This window comes from Prevotella sp. KH2C16, assembly GCF_900113305.1.
In the GTDB taxonomy this organism is placed as follows: domain Bacteria; phylum Bacteroidota; class Bacteroidia; order Bacteroidales; family Bacteroidaceae; genus Prevotella.
In genome coordinates this window covers 246,410-267,109 of sequence record NZ_FOOW01000001.1, presented here as the reverse complement: position 1 = coordinate 267,109, position 20,700 = coordinate 246,410, and the positions used below count along the sequence as shown (strand labels likewise).

Annotated in this window: 17 protein-coding genes; 8 read left to right on the top strand and 9 right to left on the bottom strand. The window is 53.0% G+C overall.

The features are described 5' to 3' along the window. Positions 1-28 precede the first annotated feature (28 nt). The 3 genes from BM114_RS01035 to BM114_RS01025 form a co-directional block, all read right to left on the bottom strand. Positions 29-1,495 carry a TolB family protein gene (locus BM114_RS01035; RefSeq protein ID WP_092109307.1) on the bottom strand — a complete coding sequence of 489 codons (1,467 nt, stop codon included), beginning with the start codon at positions 1,493-1,495 and terminating at the stop codon, positions 29-31. After that, positions 1,473-3,350, bottom strand: coding sequence for a DUF6057 family protein (locus BM114_RS01030; protein WP_092109304.1), 1,878 nt, complete (start codon positions 3,348-3,350; stop codon positions 1,473-1,475). Before BM114_RS01030 ends, BM114_RS01035 begins: the two co-directional genes overlap by 23 nt. 332 nt (positions 3,351-3,682) lie before the next feature. Further along, positions 3,683-4,588, bottom strand: a complete 906-nt coding sequence (locus BM114_RS01025; RefSeq protein WP_092109301.1) for a helix-turn-helix transcriptional regulator — start codon at positions 4,586-4,588, stop codon at positions 3,683-3,685. A 169-nt stretch (positions 4,589-4,757) separates the two neighbouring features. Between BM114_RS01025 and BM114_RS01020 the strand changes: the two genes are divergently transcribed. Genes BM114_RS01020 through BM114_RS01000 form a run of 5 tightly spaced genes read left to right on the top strand, consistent with a single transcriptional unit; the run spans position 4,758 to position 10,629 of the window. After that, on the top strand, positions 4,758-5,996 hold the full coding sequence (locus BM114_RS01020; protein WP_092109298.1) for a TolC family protein: 1,239 nt from the start codon (positions 4,758-4,760) through the stop codon (positions 5,994-5,996). Positions 5,997-6,028: 32 nt separating this feature from the next. Next, positions 6,029-6,940, top strand: a complete 912-nt coding sequence (locus tag BM114_RS01015; RefSeq protein WP_092109295.1) for an HlyD family secretion protein — start codon at positions 6,029-6,031, stop codon at positions 6,938-6,940. A 9-nt stretch (positions 6,941-6,949) separates the two neighbouring features. Beyond that, positions 6,950-8,467, top strand: a complete 1,518-nt coding sequence (locus tag BM114_RS01010; protein ID WP_255406380.1) for an ATP-binding cassette domain-containing protein — start codon at positions 6,950-6,952, stop codon at positions 8,465-8,467. 3 nt (positions 8,468-8,470) lie between these two features. Then, entirely contained in the window at positions 8,471-9,532 is a 1,062-nt protein-coding gene (locus BM114_RS01005) for an ABC transporter permease (protein ID WP_092109291.1), read from the top strand. Positions 9,533-9,534: 2 nt separating this feature from the next. Then, on the top strand, positions 9,535-10,629 hold the full coding sequence (locus BM114_RS01000) for an ABC transporter permease (protein ID WP_092109288.1): 1,095 nt from the start codon (positions 9,535-9,537) through the stop codon (positions 10,627-10,629). 342 nt (positions 10,630-10,971) lie between these two features. On the opposite strand, the gene BM114_RS00995 is transcribed toward BM114_RS01000, so the two are convergent. Together BM114_RS00995 and BM114_RS00990 are read right to left on the bottom strand one after the other, a co-directional pair. After that, a complete protein-coding gene (locus tag BM114_RS00995; protein ID WP_092109285.1) occupies positions 10,972-11,268 on the bottom strand; it encodes a glutaredoxin-related protein in 297 nt (98 codons plus the stop codon). A 13-nt stretch (positions 11,269-11,281) separates the two neighbouring features. Then, positions 11,282-11,518 carry a YecH family metal-binding protein gene (locus tag BM114_RS00990; RefSeq protein ID WP_092109281.1) on the bottom strand — a complete coding sequence of 79 codons (237 nt, stop codon included), beginning with the start codon at positions 11,516-11,518 and terminating at the stop codon, positions 11,282-11,284. A gap of 234 nt (positions 11,519-11,752) precedes the next feature. Here BM114_RS00990 and BM114_RS00985 point away from each other — a divergent pair, with 234 nt between their 5' ends. Together BM114_RS00985 and BM114_RS00980 are read left to right on the top strand one after the other, a co-directional pair. Next, entirely contained in the window at positions 11,753-12,592 is an 840-nt protein-coding gene (locus BM114_RS00985; protein WP_092109278.1) for an aldo/keto reductase, read from the top strand. 105 nt (positions 12,593-12,697) lie between these two features. Then, positions 12,698-13,234: a nitroreductase family protein gene (locus tag BM114_RS00980; protein ID WP_092109275.1), complete on the top strand. Its 537-nt coding sequence runs from the start codon at positions 12,698-12,700 to the stop codon at positions 13,232-13,234. A gap of 68 nt (positions 13,235-13,302) precedes the next feature. Here BM114_RS00980 and BM114_RS00975 read toward each other — a convergent pair whose 3' ends face one another. The 4 genes from BM114_RS00975 to rbsK all read right to left on the bottom strand — a co-directional run bounded on the left by BM114_RS00975 (position 13,303) and on the right by rbsK (position 19,509). After that, the gene (locus tag BM114_RS00975; protein WP_255406379.1) at positions 13,303-15,894 is read right to left on the bottom strand and encodes an ADP-ribosylglycohydrolase family protein; all 2,592 of its coding nucleotides are present in this window, start codon (positions 15,892-15,894) and stop codon (positions 13,303-13,305) included. Between the two features lie 100 nt (positions 15,895-15,994). Continuing rightward, on the bottom strand, positions 15,995-17,506 hold the full coding sequence (locus tag BM114_RS00970; protein WP_369808389.1) for an ADP-ribosylglycohydrolase family protein: 1,512 nt from the start codon (positions 17,504-17,506) through the stop codon (positions 15,995-15,997). Positions 17,507-17,549: 43 nt separating this feature from the next. After that, positions 17,550-18,563, bottom strand: a complete 1,014-nt coding sequence (locus tag BM114_RS00965) for a GRP family sugar transporter (RefSeq protein WP_092109266.1) — start codon at positions 18,561-18,563, stop codon at positions 17,550-17,552. Positions 18,564-18,591: 28 nt separating this feature from the next. Continuing rightward, complete coding sequence (gene rbsK / locus BM114_RS00960; protein WP_092109725.1) at positions 18,592-19,509, bottom strand: ribokinase; 918 nt, start codon at positions 19,507-19,509, stop codon at positions 18,592-18,594. A gap of 147 nt (positions 19,510-19,656) precedes the next feature. Between rbsK and BM114_RS00955 the strand changes: the two genes are divergently transcribed. Beyond that, the gene (locus tag BM114_RS00955; RefSeq protein WP_092109263.1) at positions 19,657-20,667 is read left to right on the top strand and encodes a LacI family DNA-binding transcriptional regulator; all 1,011 of its coding nucleotides are present in this window, start codon (positions 19,657-19,659) and stop codon (positions 20,665-20,667) included. Positions 20,668-20,700: the final 33 nt, after the last annotated feature.

Below are 20,700 nucleotides of genomic sequence, written 5' to 3'. Positions count from 1 at the left end.
CCTGAAAGCCATACGCTTTCTTCAGAAACTATTTCTTCACGCTTACATCAGCGCCCTTGCCGTTCCGTAGCAGGTCGGCAATGGCCGCCTTGCTCACCGTGGCCTTCTTCACCATCAACTCCGGAATATTATAGGAGAACATCAGGGCCTTGTAATACTTCAGGGGATTCTGCTGCGGAAGGAGGAAAGGCTTGCGGGCCTTGCCGTCCTTGCCGATGTAAGCAATGTAGGGACGGGTATAGAGTCCGTCTCCGCGCCGCGAACTGAACACCAGCCAGCGGCTGTTGCGACTCCAGGAGTGGTAACTGTCCACATCTTTAGAGTTGGCCTCGCTCAGCGGATAGCAGTCTCTTGTCCGCAGGTTGACGGCATACAGGTCGGCATCCTTGTGCCAGATGGCGAAGTTGCCGAACTCCTGAAGGGTGAAGACAAGCATCCTGCCGTCGGGAGAAACGCGTGGCAGACAGACGCTCCTGCCATTCCTGACGGCATTGTAGAGCGTGTCCACCCGGTTTCCGAACGACATGTCGGCGGGATGGAAGTCAATGCGGCAGAGGCTGTATTTCACCTTCCTATATTTCTGCGGCATCGAGTCGACGGCCTCTGCCGTACAGAAATACAGGCTCTTACCGTCGGGTGAGAAGGTGGGGAAGGTCTCAAAGGCCTTCTCCGACTTCGTCAGAGGGGAGTAGGCAATCTGCTTTGTCGCCACATTATACACCACCACATCCGACGCGGCGTCGTAAACCTCGATGCGGTTGGCATGGTGATTGAAGAAATCCTGATAGGTCTTGTTCACGGAAAAGGCCACATACCGCCCTGACGGATGCCAGTAGGGATAGACCAAGGCACTAAGGGTGGAATCGGTCTTGGTGTTCAGTTTTTCCAGTTCTCCTCCCCGCAACATCACCGTACCGGCAAAAACGGCGCGGGAATGAAACAGCATCCGGTCGGGGTTTCCCTGACAATAGGAATGGCAATTCACGCAGTTGCGATTGGTAAGCGTGTTCTCGTAGATGGCCGTCTGCTCATAGCTTTCCAAGTCGCGCTGGTAAATGCCCATCTGATCCCAGCCTCTGTAGCCGGGAGGAATCAGCCGATAAGACAGATAGGGATCGATGCTGTCGGGCGAGACATGAATCTGAAACGCCCTGTAACCCGCCCATTCGCCGTTCTTTTCAACAGCCACCGTGAGCTTCAGGCTGCCCCCCTTGTTGGCTTCCATCAGTTCCGCCCAGGCGGAGGAGAGGTCGAACAGACCGCCGTCGCCCTTTATCTGCACCGTTCCCGACCTGCCCTCGACAAGCAGGCAGCACTCTCCGCCGCCCAGATAAGAGAAATTCAGGGGGGCGATGTTACACGGAACGGTAACATTCCGATAGTCGGGATACACCGACGGCAGGGCATCCAAATGCCCCGTCAGCGTAATCCGCTCCTGCTGGCAGGCTGCCAGGAGGAGCATCGCAATGAGGCTAATAGATATTATCTTTCGCATAAGGCGCTACTTGTTTTGTCTGGATGAACAGTATATAATACCAGAAAGTGTCGCGGTAGTCGTACAACTCCGCGGAAGGATTCTGCTGCGCACGGCCGTATGCACTACGGAAAACGGCGAAGCGACTGAATGTTTCCTCTTCCACTCCGTGCTCCCGGCAATACTGCTGGTCGACGCTCCGGTTACGGGCAAACTGCTCCGGTGTCAGTCCGAGCTCCGAGGCATAGCCCTCGTCCATGGAGTTGAAGTAGTCGGAATAGAACAGCAGTGCCTCCTGCGCCGCCTTCGGAAGCCTCCGGAGGCCGGGCGTGCCATAGTATTTGTCGATGAACTGGCGCACATGCTCTATGTCCTTGCAGAGCAAGAGATAGGCCAGGGCATAGTCCATGACCATTCCGTCGGCAGGATTTGTTTCCACAATCTTGTACATATCGTCCATAGGATTGGTGAAAAGGACGAATGCCTCCTCCCGAGGAAGGTCTTTCCTGCCACGGCCGAGGACGCTGTCCTGTTCCACGAGCTTGTCGTTTTTCAGGAAGCGTCGCCGCCCGACGGCCCAGTCGCGGTAATGCCCGTTCTGCCCGAGCAGGGTCAGATATTTGTCGGCCAGCTTGTAGTCGCCGCGAATCAGCTCGCAGTCGGCCAGCATCTTCAGCATCGTGGGATTATATCCACTCAGCGAGAACAACGCGTTGAAAGCCTCGCTCTGTGCGGCGGCAATATTCCCCATCGCATAGAGCACATGCGCATTCAGCGTGAGCTGGCCCAAGTCCTGACTGTTGCCGTTTGCCAACAGATACTCCGGCCCTACCTGCTGATAATCGAAAAGACGCTCGCACAGCTTGCTTTCATGGGCTAAGGCCAGGTTCAGGAAGTTGGCCTCGTGGGCATTGGAGGGACCGCCCTGACAGGCGGAGACAATCGACGCCCACTGGCCATGCTGCAAATGATAGTTCAATTCCATGAAATGTTCAGCCGCAGGATGCTGCTTCCAGCGGTAACTCCACACAAAGGCAGACACCACGGCCAAGGCTGTCAGTAATGCCGATGCGGCCTTCGCCGCCCTGTGTCCGCCAGAAAGACCGGACAGGAAAAAGGCCGCCGCAAGCACCACGGGCAGCAGAATCCAGGCCAGCCAGTGGACAAACGGAAGGGTCTCGTCGACAGCATAGACATAGAAAAGCGGGGTGAGGGCATGCCTGTAGGTAGCTACATATCCCGCCTTGACCGCTACGAACGCAGTAAGCAGGGCCACGGCGACAAGCACGAGCGACCATGCCACCCGCCTGCGCCTCTTGAAAGCATCATAGAGCACGGCACTCACCGCAAAGGGCAGCGCCACGGAACCTGCCGTGCAGAACAGGACGATCACCAGCAAGGCACCTATCGCGATTCGCCCCCACACTCCCCTGCCAGAGCAGAAGGTGTAGGCATACAGAGCCATAACGGCCAGCAAGAAGGCCGTAAGCCCCTGATAGAGGAACGCATTGTCGAGCAGGGAGATGACAAGGAACAGGGAAGGGAGAAAGCAGAGGGGGAACAAATGCCACCCACCGCCTATCTTCCAGATGACCAACCATGTGAAGAACGACGACAGACCGCACACGACGGCCGTACAGACAGCTCCCGCCCACAGCCGCCAGAAGCCGTCCACCAGATAGCGCGACAGCAGAGTAGCAAGGCCTCCGGCCTCTTCCAGCACGCCTGTCCGATAGGCTGCGGTGTCCAGATAGAGCTGTTGCTGCTCGCGAAAAGCCAGCCCGTATTTCTGCGTGGCATACAGATAGAAGCCCAGCATCACGACAACGATGACGCCGGCAAGGGCAAGAAGCAGGTTGATTCTTTTCTGGTTCATAGGCTTTTCTTCATTTAGCGTAGGCTCTCATGGTATTCTTCCGATTCCGACTCCCCGCTCGCACACGGCAGGAATATGCCCCCGGGGAGGCGCATACAAAATTAAGAATTTAGATTCAAACCGCCAAGAAAAACCAGGGAAATGTGAATCCGCCGCCCTCAAAGCTGCTTACCATGGAATTACCAGCAAGTGGTAACGCCGTTACCAGCCGTTGGTAATGAGATTACCACTTGCTGGTAATACTGTTACCAATGGCTGGTAATCATCCCCCGAGCCACATCGGCAAACTGCATTTACCACCTATGGGAAAAATCGAGACACGCCCGAGGAGATTACCTTGCCGCCCTGTACTGCTGCGGCGTGCATCCGGCCAGTCGCTTGAAATACTTGCAGAAGAAGCTGGCATTCGGGAAGTTCAACTCGTCGGCTATCTCCATCACATTCTTGTTGCTGTAGCTAAGCATCACCTTGGCCTGCGTAACGAGCGATCGGTCTATCCATTCCTTGGCCGTAACGCCGCTCGCCTTGCGAATCATCGTGCTCAGATAGCGCACCGTGATGCACATCTTGCCGGCATAGAAGCCGAGGTGGTGCTCTTTGCGGCTATGGTTGTTGACGAGGGAGAGAAAACGCTCGAAGAGGAATCGCTCGCTGACATTATGGCCTACCGGCATTTCCATGCCTTCGGCAAACTGCTGGTCGAAAAAGTTCAGATAGGCCGCGATGAGGTTCAAGACAACCTGATTGTCGTAGCGGGTCTTGTGAGAGACATCGAAAAGCAGATGTAACATGCGGTCGCCTATGCCGCAGGTCTCCTCCGACACCCGCACCCGCCCATCGGTCTTGTGTCCATTGAAGATTCTCGGCAGATGGTTGTTGAGTGCCAGATGCACCAACTCGGCCGACACGGCCATGCCCTCCAGCATAAAGTCGGCGCTACACTCCAGAGGCTCCGCGATGCTCCCGGGCGTCAGGAAAGCCATGGTACCGGCACCGATGGTATATTCCACGAGGTTTATCTTCGCCCGTACCCAGCCCCGACGGATGAATCCACAGCGATAGTCCGGCATCTGCAGCAACAAGCCCGACTGCACCACACGCTGCACGCCCGCGCTGACATCGAAGATAATGGACATCTCCTTGCCTAACAACACTTTGTCGGACTGACGAGCGGAGTCGTCATTGAACAATTCAGTCATACGCTCAAAGGTGAGCTTTTCTGGTTTTCTTGCCTGCATATTCCAACCTTGATATGACGCAAAGATAATAAAAAAACATCATATCGTATTCTTTTTCGACATATTGTGTACGAAAAGAGCTTTTTCTTCTACTTGCAGATAACGGCATATAAGAAATTGGAGCGTATCTTTGCAGCCAGACTTACGACAAAGAATTAACACCGGAACTATGAGGAAAATCATCTATGTCATCCTATACATGCTGCCTCTGATGGCACAGGCACAGTCGATTACGCTCGAGGAATGCAAACAGAAGGCCCACGACAACTATCCCGCCGTGAGGCAATATGACCTCATAAAGCTGTCGCGCGACTATACTCTGAAGAACGCACAGAAAGCCTGGCTGCCGCAAGTCAGCGTTTCGGCCGCGGCCGCGACCTTCACCGATGTGCTCAAGACAAGTCCCCCCATGCGGCAGATGGGGCTCGAGACAGAGAACTGGATGGCTGCCGGCTCGGTCGTCGTCAACCAGAACCTGTACGACGGCGGACAGGTCAAGGCGCAGAAAGAGGTGGCAAGCGCACAGGCAGATGTGCAAACCCAGCAGCTCAAGGTGTCGCTCTATGAGCTCAACCAGCGCATCGAGCAGCTCTACTTCGGCATACTCATGCTCGACGAGCGGCTTAGGCAGACCCAGTTGCTGCAAAACGACCTCGGCATTGCCCGCAAGGGCGTGGAGAGCATGATGCGGGGAGGAGTGGCAAACCAAAGCGACCTCGATGCCGTAAGGGTGGAAGAAGTGAAGGCCCAACAGGCCTATGATGCCCAACAGGCCTCCAGGACGGCCTATCTGCACATGCTCGGCATCTTCATCAGGCAATCCCTCGGGGAAGAAACCCGGCTCGCCGTTCCTCCTGTCAAGGATAGCCAACGGGAGAACACACGCCCGGAACTGCAATACTACGCAGCCCAAAACCGAATGATAGACGCACGGCGACGGCAGTTGGACACACGGCTCCACCCTACCCTGAAAGCCTTCGGGATGGGCACTTATCACACCAAGGTAACCGATATGATGAGGAACGGCATGCTCGCAGGCGGCTTCACGCTGAGCTGGAACATCGGCGCACTCTACTCGCGGCGGAACGACCTCCGACTGCTGGAGACCCAACGCCGACAGATAGACGCACAGCGGGAAACCTTCCTCTTCAACAACTCCCTGCTGGAAGAGAACGGCAGCAGTAATATCAATATCCTACGGAAACAGATCAAACAAGATGAAGAGATTGTAAACCTGCGAGAGAGCATCCGCGCCAAAAGCGAGAGCAAGGTGAGGCTGGGCACGGAAAGCGTCAACGAAATGCTCCGCGACATCAATGCCGTCGCCCTGGCACGCCAGCAGAAGGCGCTCCACGAGATTGAGCTCCTCAAGGAACTGTATGCCCTGAATACCCTCAAGGGAAACTGAATAGAACTATCCTACATAAAAATCATAGACACATGAAGATATTAAAGAATGCCATCGTAATGATATTTGCGGCGATTATTCCTGTCGCTTGCGACAACGAGGAGAAAGGTAACTTTGCCTCCGGAACTTTCGAAGCCACGGAAATCACCGTCTCAGCTGAGCAAACGGGCAAGCTGCTGCGACTCGACATCACCGAGGGAGACAAGGTTGAGGCCGGAACCCAGGTGGGACTCATCGACACGGTGCAACTCTATCTGAGGGCACGGCAGGTAGGAGCGACGAAGATCGTCTACGAGAGCCAGAAGCCGGAGGCGCACAAACAAGTGGCCGCCACCACCCAGCAGATCAAGAAAGCCCGTGAGGATGTAAACCGCTATGCGCAGCTCGTCAAGGAGGGAGCTGCCAACCGCAAGCTCCTCGACGACGCACGGAGCCAGCTGCAAGTGCTCCAACGCCAGCTCGAGGCGCAGACCTCGGCTCTCAACACTTCCACGAAGAGCCTCAATGCACAGATGGGAACGGCCGATGTGGAAAGGCTCCAGATAGCCGACCAGCTCCTGAAGTGCCACATCCATGCGCCCATCACGGGCATCGTGCTTGAGAAATACGCCGAAGCGGGGGAGTTTGCCACCACAGGAAAGCCGCTCTTCAAGGTCGCGGACATCGACCACATGTATCTCCGCGCCTACATCACGACGGCGCAACTGAAGCAAGTCCGCATCGGACAGACGGCAAAGGTCTTCGCCGATTACGGCAACGGCGACCGCAAGGAGTATCGGGGCACGGTAACATGGATATCCTCGAAGAGTGAGTTTACGCCCAAAACCATCCTTACCGACGACGAGCGGGCCGATCTGGTATATGCCATGAAGGTGGCCGTAAAGAACGACGGTTACATCAAAATCGGCATGTACGGGTCGGTGGAAGTACGGACGGCAGAATAAAGAATAAAGATGAAAGAAGAAGGCGCAAGCATGCAGCCGGCCATCGAGATAAGCCACCTGTCGAAAAACTATGGAAGCAGACAGGCTCTGAGGGATGTCTCGCTCTCCGTAAAGCCCGGGGAACTCTTCGGACTCATAGGACCCGACGGAGCCGGGAAGACCACGCTTTTCCGTATTCTGGCCACGCTCCTCCTGCCGGATGCCGGCACGGCCACGGTAGACGGGTTCGATGTCGTGCGCCAGATGACGCAGATACGCAGCCGGTTGGGGTATATGCCCGGCAAGTTCTCGCTCTATCAAGACCTCTCCGTACAGGAAAACCTCGAATTCTTCGCCACCCTGTTCGGCACGACCATCGACGAAGGCTACGACCTCATCAAGCCCATCTACTCACAGATAGAGCCTTTCCGCAATCGTAAGGCTGGCGCGCTGTCAGGCGGGATGAAGCAAAAACTCGCCCTTTCGTGCGCCCTCGTCCATCAGCCGAGAGTGCTTTTCCTCGACGAGCCTACTACCGGCGTCGACCCCGTCAGTCGCAGGGAGCTGTGGGAAATGCTCATCAATCTGAAAGAGAAAGGCATCACCATCGTGGCCGCAACGCCTTATCTGAACGAAGTGAGGATGTGCGAGCGCGTGGCCTACCTTTCTTCTCCCGACGAGGAAGCGAAGAACCAAAGCTCCGTGAAGGGTATCGGTACGCCCGACGAACTCATCACCCGGTTCAAGGGAGTATTCAATCCCGCTCCTCCGAGCAAAGCCCCGACAGGCCCGGAGGAGCCTTCCGCACCACAGAATGTGATAGAAGTGTCGCACCTTGTCAAGGCCTTCGGCTCCTTCCGCGCCGTAGACGACATATCCTTCACGGTCAGAAGAGGTGAGATATTCGGCTTCCTCGGGGCAAACGGGGCCGGGAAGACCACCGCCATGCACATGCTCACGGGACTGAACCAGCCCACCAGCGGCAGGGGCAGCGTCATGGGGTTCGACATCTCGAGAGAATATGAACAGATAAAGAAGCACATCGGCTACATGAGTCAGAAGTTCTCGCTCTACGAAGACCTGACCGTGGCGGAGAACATACGCCTCTTCGGGGGCATCTACGGCATGGACGAACAGGAAATCAAGGCGAAGACCGACTCGATGCTGGCCTACTTAGGCATGGAGGGACAGCGCGACAGCATCGTCAGGAAGCTGCCGCTGGGATGGAAGCAGAAGCTCGCTTTCTCGGTAAGCATCTTCCACGAGCCCGGCATCGTATTCCTCGACGAACCCACGGGAGGCGTGGATCCCGCCACCCGCAAACAGTTCTGGCAACTCATCTATGATGCTGCCGCACGGGGCATCACGGTATTTGTTACCACCCACTACATGGACGAGGCGGAATACTGCGACCGAATCTCCATCATGGTGGATGGGAAAATCAGTGCCATGGGAAGTCCCGAGGAACTTAAGCAGCAGTTCGCCCTGCCCGACATGGAGGCCGTCTTCACCTATTTAGCCCGACAGGCAACCCGCAAATCAGACTAAGTCATGAAAGAGTTTATCGCATTCGTCATCAAGGAAGGCCGCCATATCACGCGCGACAAGCGCACGATGCTCATCCTCTTTGCCATGCCCATCGTGCAGATGCTGCTCTTCGGCTTTGCCATCAGCACGGATGTGCGCAATGTGCGAACCGTCGTCGTTACCTCAAGGATGAGCCCCCTGACCCAGCAGAAGATGGTGGAGCTTGACCAGTCGGAATACTTCAGCCTGGCCGACCATGTCCATACGCCCGCCGAGGCGGAGCAGCTCATCCGAGGGCAGAAGGCAGATATGGCCATCGTCTTCAGCCCCGACTTCGACAGCCGGCAGGGCGGAATACAACTGATTACCGACGGAGCCGACCCCAACATGGCCCAGCAGTATGCCAACTATGCCTCGCTCGTTCTGCAAAACGCCTCCTCCAGCAGCCCGATATCCATGCGACTGCTCTATAATCCGCGGATGAAGAGCAGCTATAACTTCGTGCCCGGCATCATGGGGGTGCTGCTGATGCTCATCTGCGCCATGATGACGAGCATCAGCATCGTCAAGGAGAAGGAGCGCGGAACGATGGAGGTACTGCTCGTGTCGCCCGTAAGACCGCTCATGATCATCATCGCGAAGGCCGTGCCCTATCTGGCTTTGGCCTTCACCGTGCTTATCTGCATCCTGCTCATGTCGCGCTTCGTGCTTGGGGTTCCATTGGCAGGAAGCCTCACGGCCATCATTCTCGTCTCTTCACTCTACATCCTGCTGGCTCTCTCGCTGGGACTGCTCATCAGCACGATAGCCAAGACCCAGCTCGTGGCTCTCATCGTCTCGGCCATGATTTTGCTGATGCCGAGCATCCTGCTCAGCGGTATGATGTTTCCCATAGAGAGCATGCCGGCGGTTCTGCAATGGATCTCCGCCGTGATACCACCTCGCTACTACATCAGCGCGATGCGTAAGCTGATGATTATGGGAGTATCCGTGGGGAACGCAACACAAGAGGTCCTCGTGCTCGCAGGGATGACTCTCTTCTTCCTGCTCGTGGCTCTCAAGAAGTTTAACACAAGACTCGAGTAACTATGTCGACCCTCAAATATCTCATCTGGAAGGAGTTCCTGCAGATTCGGCGCAATCCGTTCCTGCCGAAGTTCATCGTCGTGTTTCCCGTCGTCATCATGTGCGTGATGCCGTGGGTGATGGACATGGAGGTGAAAAACATCGTCGTGGATGTGGTGGACAATGACCGTTCGCCCTTCTCACAGCAATTGGTACATCGCATCGAAGCCAGCCGCTACTTCATCTTCCACGGCCAGAAGCCTGACTACCAGGCCGCCCTGGAGGATGTGGAGCGGTCGGAAGCCGACCTCATCGTGGAGATTCCCGCGGGCTTCAGCCGCGACAGGCAGAACGGACACAAGGCGCAGATTCTCATTGCAGCCAATGCCGTGAACGGCACCAAGGGCATGATGGGCGGCAGATACATGTCGCAAATCGTGTCGCAGCACCTTGACCTGCCTGCGCTCGACAAGGCGGAAGATGCCGTGAGCGTGCTCTATCTCTATAACAAGCACTTGGACTACAAGCTTTTCATGATACCCGCTCTCATGGCCATCCTCGTCATGCTCATCTGCGGGGCACTTCCGACCCTCAACATCGTAGGAGAAAAAGAGGCGGGAACCATCGAAGCCATCAATGTAACACCCGTGAGCAAGGTGGCTTTTATCCTCGCCAAGCTCATCCCCTACTGGCTCATCGCAGTCGTCGTGATGACCATCTGTTTCTTGCTTTCATGGCTCATCTACGGCATCACGAGTGCCGGGAGCTTGGTCCTGATCTACCTGCTGGCCCTGCTGCTGGCCCTCGTCATCAGCGGATTCGGCCTTGTCATCTCCAACTATAACGACACCATGCAGCAAGCCATGTTCGTACTGTGGTTCTTCGTGATGATATTCATCCTGATGAGCGGCCTCTTCACTCCTGTGCGTTCCATGCCCGAGTGGGCACAAATGACCACCGTCATCAACCCCATACATTACTTCATTGACGGCATCCGGACGGTATTCGTCAGAGGAGGAGACTTTCAGAGCATAACCCGTGAAGTAGGGGCGCTCGCCCTCATTGCCCTGGTGATGGACCTATGGGCTGTAGCCAGCTACAAGAAAAACCAGCGATGAAAGCCGCCCCTGCCGTGGCGAGGAGATTCCCCTATCACAAATCCATGCCCGGGAAATCTCTCCTCACTACAGATAAAACAACGGGCGGAAAAACGCAATGAGATTGCCTTCTTGACAAAAAACACCTGAAAGACAGACCGTCTATGTCCGCAGAAAGGGAAAAAGGCCGTTAGAAGCTCAGTAAAATAAGTTATTTTACAGGCTAAAATAAGTTGTTTTGGTCGGTAAAATAAGTTATTTTACATCACAAAATAACTTATTTTGGGCTTAAAAACAGCCCGTTTTACTCATATGGAGGCAGTTAAACGAATCGGCGGATGCCCATGCCGCCACCACCACCGATTAGCAACCGGTACCGTCAAGGCGACAGGAAGCACCCTCAGAATCCCGGGCTCTCAGGCCGGCTTCTTCCGGATTCAGGGTGATGGTGCCGTCTTCCAGCACAAAGCAGGGAATGCCGGCATAGCCCATCTGCCTGGCCTCAGAGAAGACCGGGCTGCCATCCCGCAGGCGCAGGAATTCCTTCAGATAGCGTATGTGTTCGCCGATGTCGATAACCTCGTAGCGATCGTCGCCCTTCACCTGCGCTTCCACGAAGGCACAGTCAGGGCAAGTCTTCATGCCATAAATCTTAATCATACTTATCAGGGTATTAATGGTGGTTGCAAACCTTAGTTGTGTCTACGGTGAATCCGTCCTGCCGTGAAGGCATGAACTTGCCCCGGGCCTCGAGGAAGTCTACAAGCTGCGCAGCCGTCATGTCTTCCGCGGAACAAGTGTAGAAGCGCTCCTCCGCACCGAACCTCGCAATAATTTCGCTGACGAGTTCCTCTCGCGTAGCATAGCTGTTGCCCTCCATCATCTGGAGTACTTCATGTCCGTGTATCATATACCTTATTCTATTGTTGTCGCTGCAAAGTTACTTAATTCTTCCCCTAACGCGGGCAAATCCGAGGAGTTATCCCGAGTTTTTAACTTTCTTTATTTCTTCGCCGGCACTGGAGGCTGACTTGACGGAGGGCGAGTGCAAACAATTGGTTTTTTAGCACTTCGCCACAACATGGCGGGACATTTTCCGTTATTTCCATGTGAACCTATCTGCATTCTTATAACATTTAAAGATATGAAGACAATCAAGTTAAACAATGGAGTTGAGATGCCCCAGCTGGGGTATGGTGTTTATCAAGTTGACCCAGCCGAGGCCGAACGCTGCGTGAGCGATGCGCTCAGCGTGGGCTATCGCATGGTGGATACGGCACAGGCTTACGGCAACGAGGAGGGCGTGGGAGCCGCCGTCAAGAAGTCGGGCATTCTCCGCAACGAGGTGTTCTTGGTCTCGAAGGTATGGATAAGCAATTACGGATACGAGAAGGCAAAGGCCAGCATCGAGGAAAGCCTGCGCAAACTACAAACCGAATACATCGACCTGATGTTGCTTCACCAGCCTTTTTGCGACTATTACGGTGCCTACCGTGCTCTCGAGGAAGCCTGTCATGAGGGCAAGCTCCGTGCAATCGGAGTGAGCAACTTCCAACCGAATCAGTTCATAGACCTTGCAAGCAATGTGGAGGTTGTGCCTGCCGTGAACCAGGTGGAGACCCATGTGTTCTGCCAGCAGCAAAAAGCCAATGCATACATGATGGAGTGCGGCACCCGGATCATGTCCTGGGGACCGCTCGCAGAGGGGCGTAACGGGCTCTTTTCCAACCCCGTACTCACCGAAATCGGCAAGGAGCATGGCGTGAGCGCGGCAGCTGTAGCACTACGATACCTCACCCTGCGCGATGTCATCATCATTCCGAAGTCTACGCACAAGGAGCGTATGATAGAAAACTTCAACATCTATGACTTCACCCTTACCGATGCCGAGATGGAGCAAATACTGGCACTTGACCTGAAGAAGAGCCAGTTCTTCGACCATCTCGACCCGGAGACCGTGAAGATGTTCATGGGGTGGAGGTGAGCTTCTGACCGTTTTCTGTTTTTCCGGCAGGAATGTTTCGGAGTCTAAGAGAAAATGACTAACTTTGGCACCGATAAGAACAATAGAAACGCAAAACAATAAGAAATGGAAGCAATAGAAGCGCTGAAGACCCGAAGGAGCTGCCGCACATATACCGGGCAGCAAATCTCGGAGGAAGACCTGAATACCATACTCGAATGTGCTCTCAACGCCCCGAGCGGCAGCAATAAGCAATCGACGAAAATCGTAGTGGTTCAAGAGCCTGAGAAAATCAAGCTCCTCTCTGACCTGAACGCTGCCATCATGGGCACGAAGGGCGACCCTTTCTATGGCGCGCCCACGGTCTGCCTCATCGTGGCACCCGTAGATCCGGGATACGACGGCACTCCGAAGTATGACCTGAACCCCGTGAAAGACGGCTCGCTGGTCATCGGTGCCATGCAGACGGCGGCTTTTGCCATCGGCGCAGGCTCCTGCTGGATTAACCGATGCAAGGAAATGCTCGAGCTGCCAGAGGGACAGGCCATCATGAAAGAACTCGGACTGGAAGGCTATCAGGGCGTAGGCTGCTGCATCCTGGGTTATCCAGCTAAAGCTCCTGCCCCTAAGAAGATAAAGGAAGGGCGCATCATGCGCTATTAAACACACGGGGTATCGGCCTTTGAGGCTGATACCCCGTGTCCATGCAATACATTCCAGCGGAATGTATCTTATTTATATTTTCCGCATGTAATTTCCTCTACGGTGAGCCTACGGAACATTTCGGTGTAGGCCTGGTCGTAAGTGGCCTCTTCCCAAGCAAAGGCTATACTGCCATCGTGCAGCTGAATCATGGTGCTATAGGCAGAGTTGCGTGCCGTAACCTGGAAGAAATCCTCCCAATTCCGTGCAATGACGGCTGGCGACGCATAGTCGGCCTTGCTCTCGAGGGCCTTATACCAGATGCCCACATGCGAGCGACCTGGCCCCAGCGGCACGCTCTGTAGCAGGAGGGTTACCTCTTTCTGGTCTTCCTGCCGTACGGCCTTCACCGAAAGAATCTCGCCGTTGGTGAAATTATCTGTCGCCCGGCATCCGTGGTTATCATCCTGCGAGGCGGCACACTGCTGCCATGTTCCCCTGCCTTTCTTCACATCCGTATAGTTGAAGATATTGAAGAAGCGCCCTCCATGCTTGCGGGAACTCAGGAGCACGGAGCCGTCGGGCAGTTCCTCACACTTGGCCTCGTCGCCCTTAAGGCAGGGCTGCACCTGATTTCCACCAAGGATTTTCCAATTGTTCCCAAAGTCATCGGAATAGAGCACATAGTTTCCTTGTTCGCGGACGAGGATAGCCACATAGAGCCTGTAATACCTGCCCTTCTTCACCATGCGGCTCTGCATCATCCTTCCACTACTGAAGAACAGGCTCTGCGCAGGCCCCAGGCTGCCCTTGTCGAGCATCCCGTAAATCTGTTCCGTTATATTCCGTGGCCGGCTCCATGTCTTGCCCCCATCCTTGCTGCGCCAGTTCACCATCGGGAAAGGATTCTGTCGGGTGGTAGTGGCTGCATAATAAGGACGGTCGCAGCATCCCGTGCCCAGATAGAGCTCATCGCTCTCGCGGTCGGCGGCAATCACCGGGTCGCCGTAGGCACAGTCCATGGCACCCTTTACGCCCGTTCCCTCTACAAGAATCTGCTCCGCTTCCCAGGTTTTTCCGCCATCCCGGGAGATGCGATAATGCTGGTCTACCCGTCCGAAACCGATATCATCCTTACAGGGACGATAGTCGGTGAAATATATAAGGTCGCCCGTCTTGGTCTGCGCAATGGCCGGAATGCGGTAAGGCACTTCGGCATCACGAGCCGTAGTGAAGACTTCGGTACCCGTTTTCTTATATTTATATACGAGAATACTCCACAAATCGGTCTTCACGCTGTCGCGCGGATTCAAGAATTTGAAGGTAAGCACATGGGGCATATCAAGCAAGCCGAAAAGGGAATAGGCCTCGGGAGCACGGTTTCTCCACTTCCGGGAGGGCCATTTCCGCGTCTCAATCTTCTTGCCGTCAAGCCAGACCTCGACCTCGCCCACATACTTTTTGTCGGCACAGTCAAGCTTGCCACGGACCACGATGCCACAGCCATCGAATCGGATGGCTCCCACATCCTGCACCGACTTGTTCCCCAAGCCACGCTTCTCGGCAAGGTAAAGCCCGTCGTAGCTTTGCTCGAAGCGCACCACGAGAGGCTCCTCCACCCTTATCTCGACAGCGTTGGACCCCACCTTGCCACCAAACTGCTCGATGACCTGCAAGGCCTGCCCATAGCTCATGCCGTAAGCCTTGTTCAGGGAGATACCTGTATACTTGAACGGAATATCCTCTATCTCCCTCAAAGGCTTCATCCAAAGCTCAGGAATTCCGTCGTAGCCCAAGATAACGCCCAAGATTCCACCTACGGTAGACGGATTGCAGTCGGAATCCTGACCGCAGCGGGTGGAAATCTCCAATGACTTGCCAAAGTCTCCTTCTCCATAAAGCAGACCCATCACGACATAGGCACTATTGAGTTTCGCATCGATGTTAAACGGTTGCATCACCCCGTCGGGACAGGTTATCTCGTCGGCCCATTTATCCTGCACAAGTTGCCAGGTTGTTCTCCAGTTGTCCGGATGTTCCTTGTGCCAGCGAATGACATCACTAATGCATTGATAGAATGTGCTCTGGCGCGGTATGGCCCTCAGCGCCGTGTCTACGATATAGGCAATATTACTACTCACGAAGGCAAGGGAATACATTGCTCCCACGAAGACGCCGCCGTACCAGCCGTCGCCATAGTTCATCAAATGGCCTATCCGGTCGCCAAAATGAATGGCTGCATTCGGCATTCCGGGACTCATCAGGCCTGAAAAGTCGGCCTCTATCTGGAAATCGATATCGTCGGCATGCGGATTATTCTTCCAATGACCGGACTCCAAAGGCTTCAGATGTTTTACGGCAATGTTGTAACGAGCCTGCTGGTTGGCGTGTGCCAACTCGTATCGAGCATAGGCAAAAGCCTTGGCAAACGCATCGGCAGGCGCATCCAGCCCTAACTTATCGTAGACTCCCACGAAGGTAAGGTCCATATAGATATCGTCATAAAGGAAGGGCTCATGGTCGAAATACCACTTGCACTGATGCTCCGGCCATGTGATTTCCGTGGTGTCTGGAATGGTACGCCCCAAATACTTGAACTCAGTAGGGCCGCCATAGGTAACTCCGATAGTCTGTCCGGCCCATCCTCCTTTTATCTTATTTAAAAGGGTATTCTTGCTCATCTTATAAGTCGAAGGCATCCTCCCCGCCAAAGCAGGAAGGATGCTTAACATAAAGATGAGAGATAGGGCAATCTTTCGTCTTTTCATAAATTGAATGAGTCTAATTTTCTGCTTTCTTGTAAACGATTAAGCTCCAAGCCGTTGTCTTTACATTATCCTTGGGATTCAGCCGCTTCACGGTAAGCACATGATCGCCTTGCTCCAAGTCATAGTTCCAGTAAATATCATTGGCCCTGTTATGGTTAGAAGCCGGCAGCTGGACGGTCTTCATCTTCTTTCCGTCGATATATACATCCAGCAATCCCACATAGGCTTTGTCATCTGCTTCAAGTTTCCCACGGAGCACGATGCCGCAGCCCGTGAACTTTATTTCACCCAGTGAATCGAGCGGCTTGTTCTTCAAGCCCACCTTCTTGACGAGCGCAAGACCTTCGAACGATTGCTCAAGGCGTACGGCCTTCGGCCTCTGCGTCTTTATGGTTACAGCCTTAGAAGAAACTTTCCCGCCATTCTTGGCAATTACCTTCAACGCCTGGTCAAAACTCATCTGACTGGCCTTGTTCAAGGAAATATCTGTATACTTGACCGGACGGTCCTCCACTTCCTTTAAAGGCTTCATCCAATAATCAGGTATCTGGCTATACCCCATCATGGTTCCCAGGATACCTCCCACCGTGGAAGGATTGCAGTCGGAGTCTTGACCGCAGCGAGTTGAAATCTCCAAAGTCTTGGAATAGTCTCCCTGACCATAAAGCAATCCTATCACACAATAGGCGCTATTGATTTTGGCATCAATATTAAAGTCGCTCAGCACACCTTCGGGGCAGCCGATTTCCTTTCCGTACTTATCCTGAATCAGCTGCCAAGTCTTCTTCCAATCAGTAGGATTCTGCTGGTACCCCTTAATGACATCGGCAATACACTGATGGAAAGTGGACTGTGCGGGGATGGTCTTCAAAGCCTCGCTGACAATATAGTTGACATCATTCGAGACGAAAGCCAGCGAGAACATTGCCGCCACATAGACTCCTCCATACCAGCCGTCGCCATAGTTCATAATGTGGCCAATCTGGTCAGTATAGCCTACTGCCGTATTAATCATACCCGGACTCATCAAGCCTGCATAGTCGGCCTCTATCTGAAAATCAATATCATCAGCATGGGGATTGTTCTTCCAATAGCCAGACTGTGGAGGCATCAATTTGTCGATTAGGATATTGTATCGTGCACTTTGATTTGCATGCCACAATGGATAACCGGCATTGGCAAAGGCATTGGCAAAGTCATTGATGGGGGCATCCAGCCCCTTCTTCTCAAAGATGTCCACGAAAGTCAGATCCATATATACATCATCATACAATCCCGAGGCATGGTCATAATACCACTTGATTTGATGGTCCGGCCATTTGATTTCCACATTATCGGGAATCATCCGGTCTTTATACCTGAATTCCGTGGGGCCACCATAGGTACAGCCAATTACTTTTCCGGCCCATCCCCCCTTGATCTTGTCCATCAAGGTAGCCTTGGAAATCGTTACACTTTTGGCAAAGCTACCCAAAGGCAAAAGCAAAGCCATACTCAGCAGTATCGGAAACTTTAAGATTTTCATCATTTTTTCGTTAGTCTATTTTTAGTTATTTCAATTCTGGCCATTACCTTGCGGCTACAATCATTCCCAAGCCTACGATGAAAAATACAAACATGAGGGTGAGCAATGTGTAGACCGACTTATTGCTTCCCTTGAACTCCTTCCAAATAAAGAGTCCCCAGAAAGCAGAAATCATCGGGGCACCCTGTCCTAAAGCATAGGAGATGGAGGCACCAGCCTTCCCTGAGGCCACATAGCTCAACACGGTTCCAAGTCCCCAGACAAAGCCACCAAGCACCCCGACAAGATGCGTGGACATCTTTCCTTTGAAATAAGTAGCATAACTTACGGGAGCTCCCGCAAAAGGCTTCTTCATTACGATGGTGTTGAACACGAAGTTGCTGATGAAGATGCCCAGAGCGAAGATGAAGAAAGCTACATAAGGAGTAGCCTTTCCTGTTGCCGGAGCCTCGAAGTTGTCAAGGTCCATGGCACGAGCTACGAAAGCGTAGAAGGTTGACATCAAGATTCCTGAGACGATGGCCAGGATAACACCTTTCTTGTTATTCGCCTTATTGGCATCGTCAGAACCTTTCTTGGCCGACGCAATGCCATTCAAGACAAGGGCTATTACGATGAGAGCTACGCCACTGAAGATAAGCACGGGATTCCCCTGATTCTCTGATCCAGAAAAGAAGTAGGTATTGAAGACACCCAGCACCAGTGCCAGACCCACGCCCAATGGGAAAGCTACGGCAAGACCTGCCAATGAGATTGATGCTGATAGCAGAATGTTGGAAAGGTTGAATACAATACCTCCCACGATAGCAGAAGTAAAGGCGGCAGGCGCTACCTGTTTAATATTCTCAAGGAAAGGAACGCCTTTCTCGCCAAAGCTGCCCAGCGTGAAGCCTATAAGCAGCGAGAAGATCAGGATGCCAATCACATAGTCCCAATAAAAAAGTTCATAACGCCATGTCTTACCTGCCAGCTTCTGGGTATTGCCCCAAGAACCCCAACAAAGCATTGTAACTACGCAAAGCACAATGGCCAGCGTATAACTGTTTACTATAAACATACTAATTCATTTTTTTGGTTATTATCACTTATAAATTCACTTCATTCAGATACGGCATCGATATCTGGGCACCGCGACGGGTAACAGAGATAGAAGACGCCTTGTTGGCAAAGAGGATGGCTTCCTCTAAATTATTTCCTTTACAGAGGGATACGCAAAGAGCACCGCAAAATGTATCGCCGGCTGCCGTAGTATCCACAGCCTTGACCTTAAAGGCCGGAACCTTCACCAGTTTTCCGTCAATGCGAGCATAGACTCCCTTATATCCCTCGGTAATAATAACATTCTTTACGCCCAGCTTCTGAATCTTATCCATTACCGTAGCAACATCTTCGTCAGTCTGGATATTAACTCCCGCAATATATTCTGCCTCTGTTTCATTTGGAATGAGCAAATCTACATTCCTCAGTAGTGCCTCTGGAAGAGGACTTGTCGGAGCCGGAGCCGGATTCAGGATTACACAGGCTCCGTGCTTTTTCCCAAGCTCGGCAGCCTTGATAACGGTTTCAATCGGAGTTTCCAACTGCATTAGCACGACAGCAGCGTCGGCAAAAAGAGGTTCGGCAGCTATCATATCGTCTGGCGACAAGAGCGCGTTGGTTCCCGAATCTATTATAATACTATTTTCTCCACTTGGAATCGTGCAAATCAAAGCTACTCCGGAAGAAGCCTTATCAGAGAAGGATGAATGCGAGACATCAATACCTTCCTTTTCCAGCATCTCCATTGTGGAATGCCCAAAGCTGTCATCTCCTAACTTACATATGAACGCCGTATATCCTCCAAGGCGTGCAGCTGCCACTGCCTGATTCGCACCCTTTCCCCCATGATTCGTCATAAAGTCATGGCCAATCAAAGTTTCGCCGGGTTTAGGAAAGTGTTCTGCCGATATGACCATATCCGTATTGGCACTCCCTATAACCAAAATTTTCTTTTTCTCGTTCATTATCATGGTACAAATGGTTAATATTTTTGCTCAATCGATTGTGCGAAGATAAAGAATAAGCATGAAAACTCCAAAATATTTCTTATTTTTTTGGCATCAAGTCGTTTTTTTCTTATCTTTGCGCCATAAATCACCCCCTTTGACACCATGAAGAAAGAAACCTTAGAAGACATCGTAAAAATTACGGGCTTTTCAAAGACTACCATTTCACGAGTGCTGAACGGCAAAGGAGAAGAGTTCCGAATCAGTCCCGACACCATAGAGAAAGTCTTGAATACTGCCCGTGAAATCAATTACAGGCCCAACCTTCTTGCACAAACATTGCGCAAGAAATCCGGCAACACCATCGCTCTTGCCGTTCCCCACCTGAGTAATCCGTTCTTCGCGAGCATTGCCAGCCACATCTCCATAGAAGCAAAAAAGAATGATTTCATGGTGATGCTTTTCGACACCCAGGAAGATCCCCAGCTTGAGAGCAATGCCATTGACGCCATGGTAGACTACCATGTAGACGGAATCATCATCGTTCCTTGTGGCGAAAGTCCAAAGCGCCTCGAAGAAATCAGTAAGAATACTCCTGTCATCCTTGTCGACCGTTACTTTCGAAACTCATTCCTGCCCTATATTTCTACCAATAACCTCGAAGGTGCCTTTCAGGCAATGAAGCTCCTCCTCACGAGCGGCCACAAGGAGGTGCTCGTCATCGGAGGCCCTACAGTCTCTGTTACCACCCAGGAGCGAATCATGGGATGCCGCAAGGCCATGGACGCCTTTGGGGAAGGAGCCCACATGCAGGTGCTCGGCAATGAGTTTTCCATCCAGAACGGATATATAGAAACGAAGCTTGCCTTACAAGGAAACACGCCGCCGACAGCCATTTTTACGCTCAGCAACACCATTTTCCTCGGCACCTACAAAGCTCTCGAAGAACAAAGGTTGAGCATTCCCGACGATGTTTCCGTCATTACCTTTGACAATAACCTTTCCCTCGACTTTATGAAGCCAGCCATCACGCGCGTTGCGCAACCTATCCAGAGCATGGGCATTGCGGCTATCAAACTGCTCGCTACCTGTATTCGCGAGCACCGGGAACTCCATTCCAAAATGCTCATGACGCCGACGCTTACCGTCCGAGATTCCGTGAAAATAAGGAGATGACATCAGATTCGGCAGGAACCAAGGATTCTTACC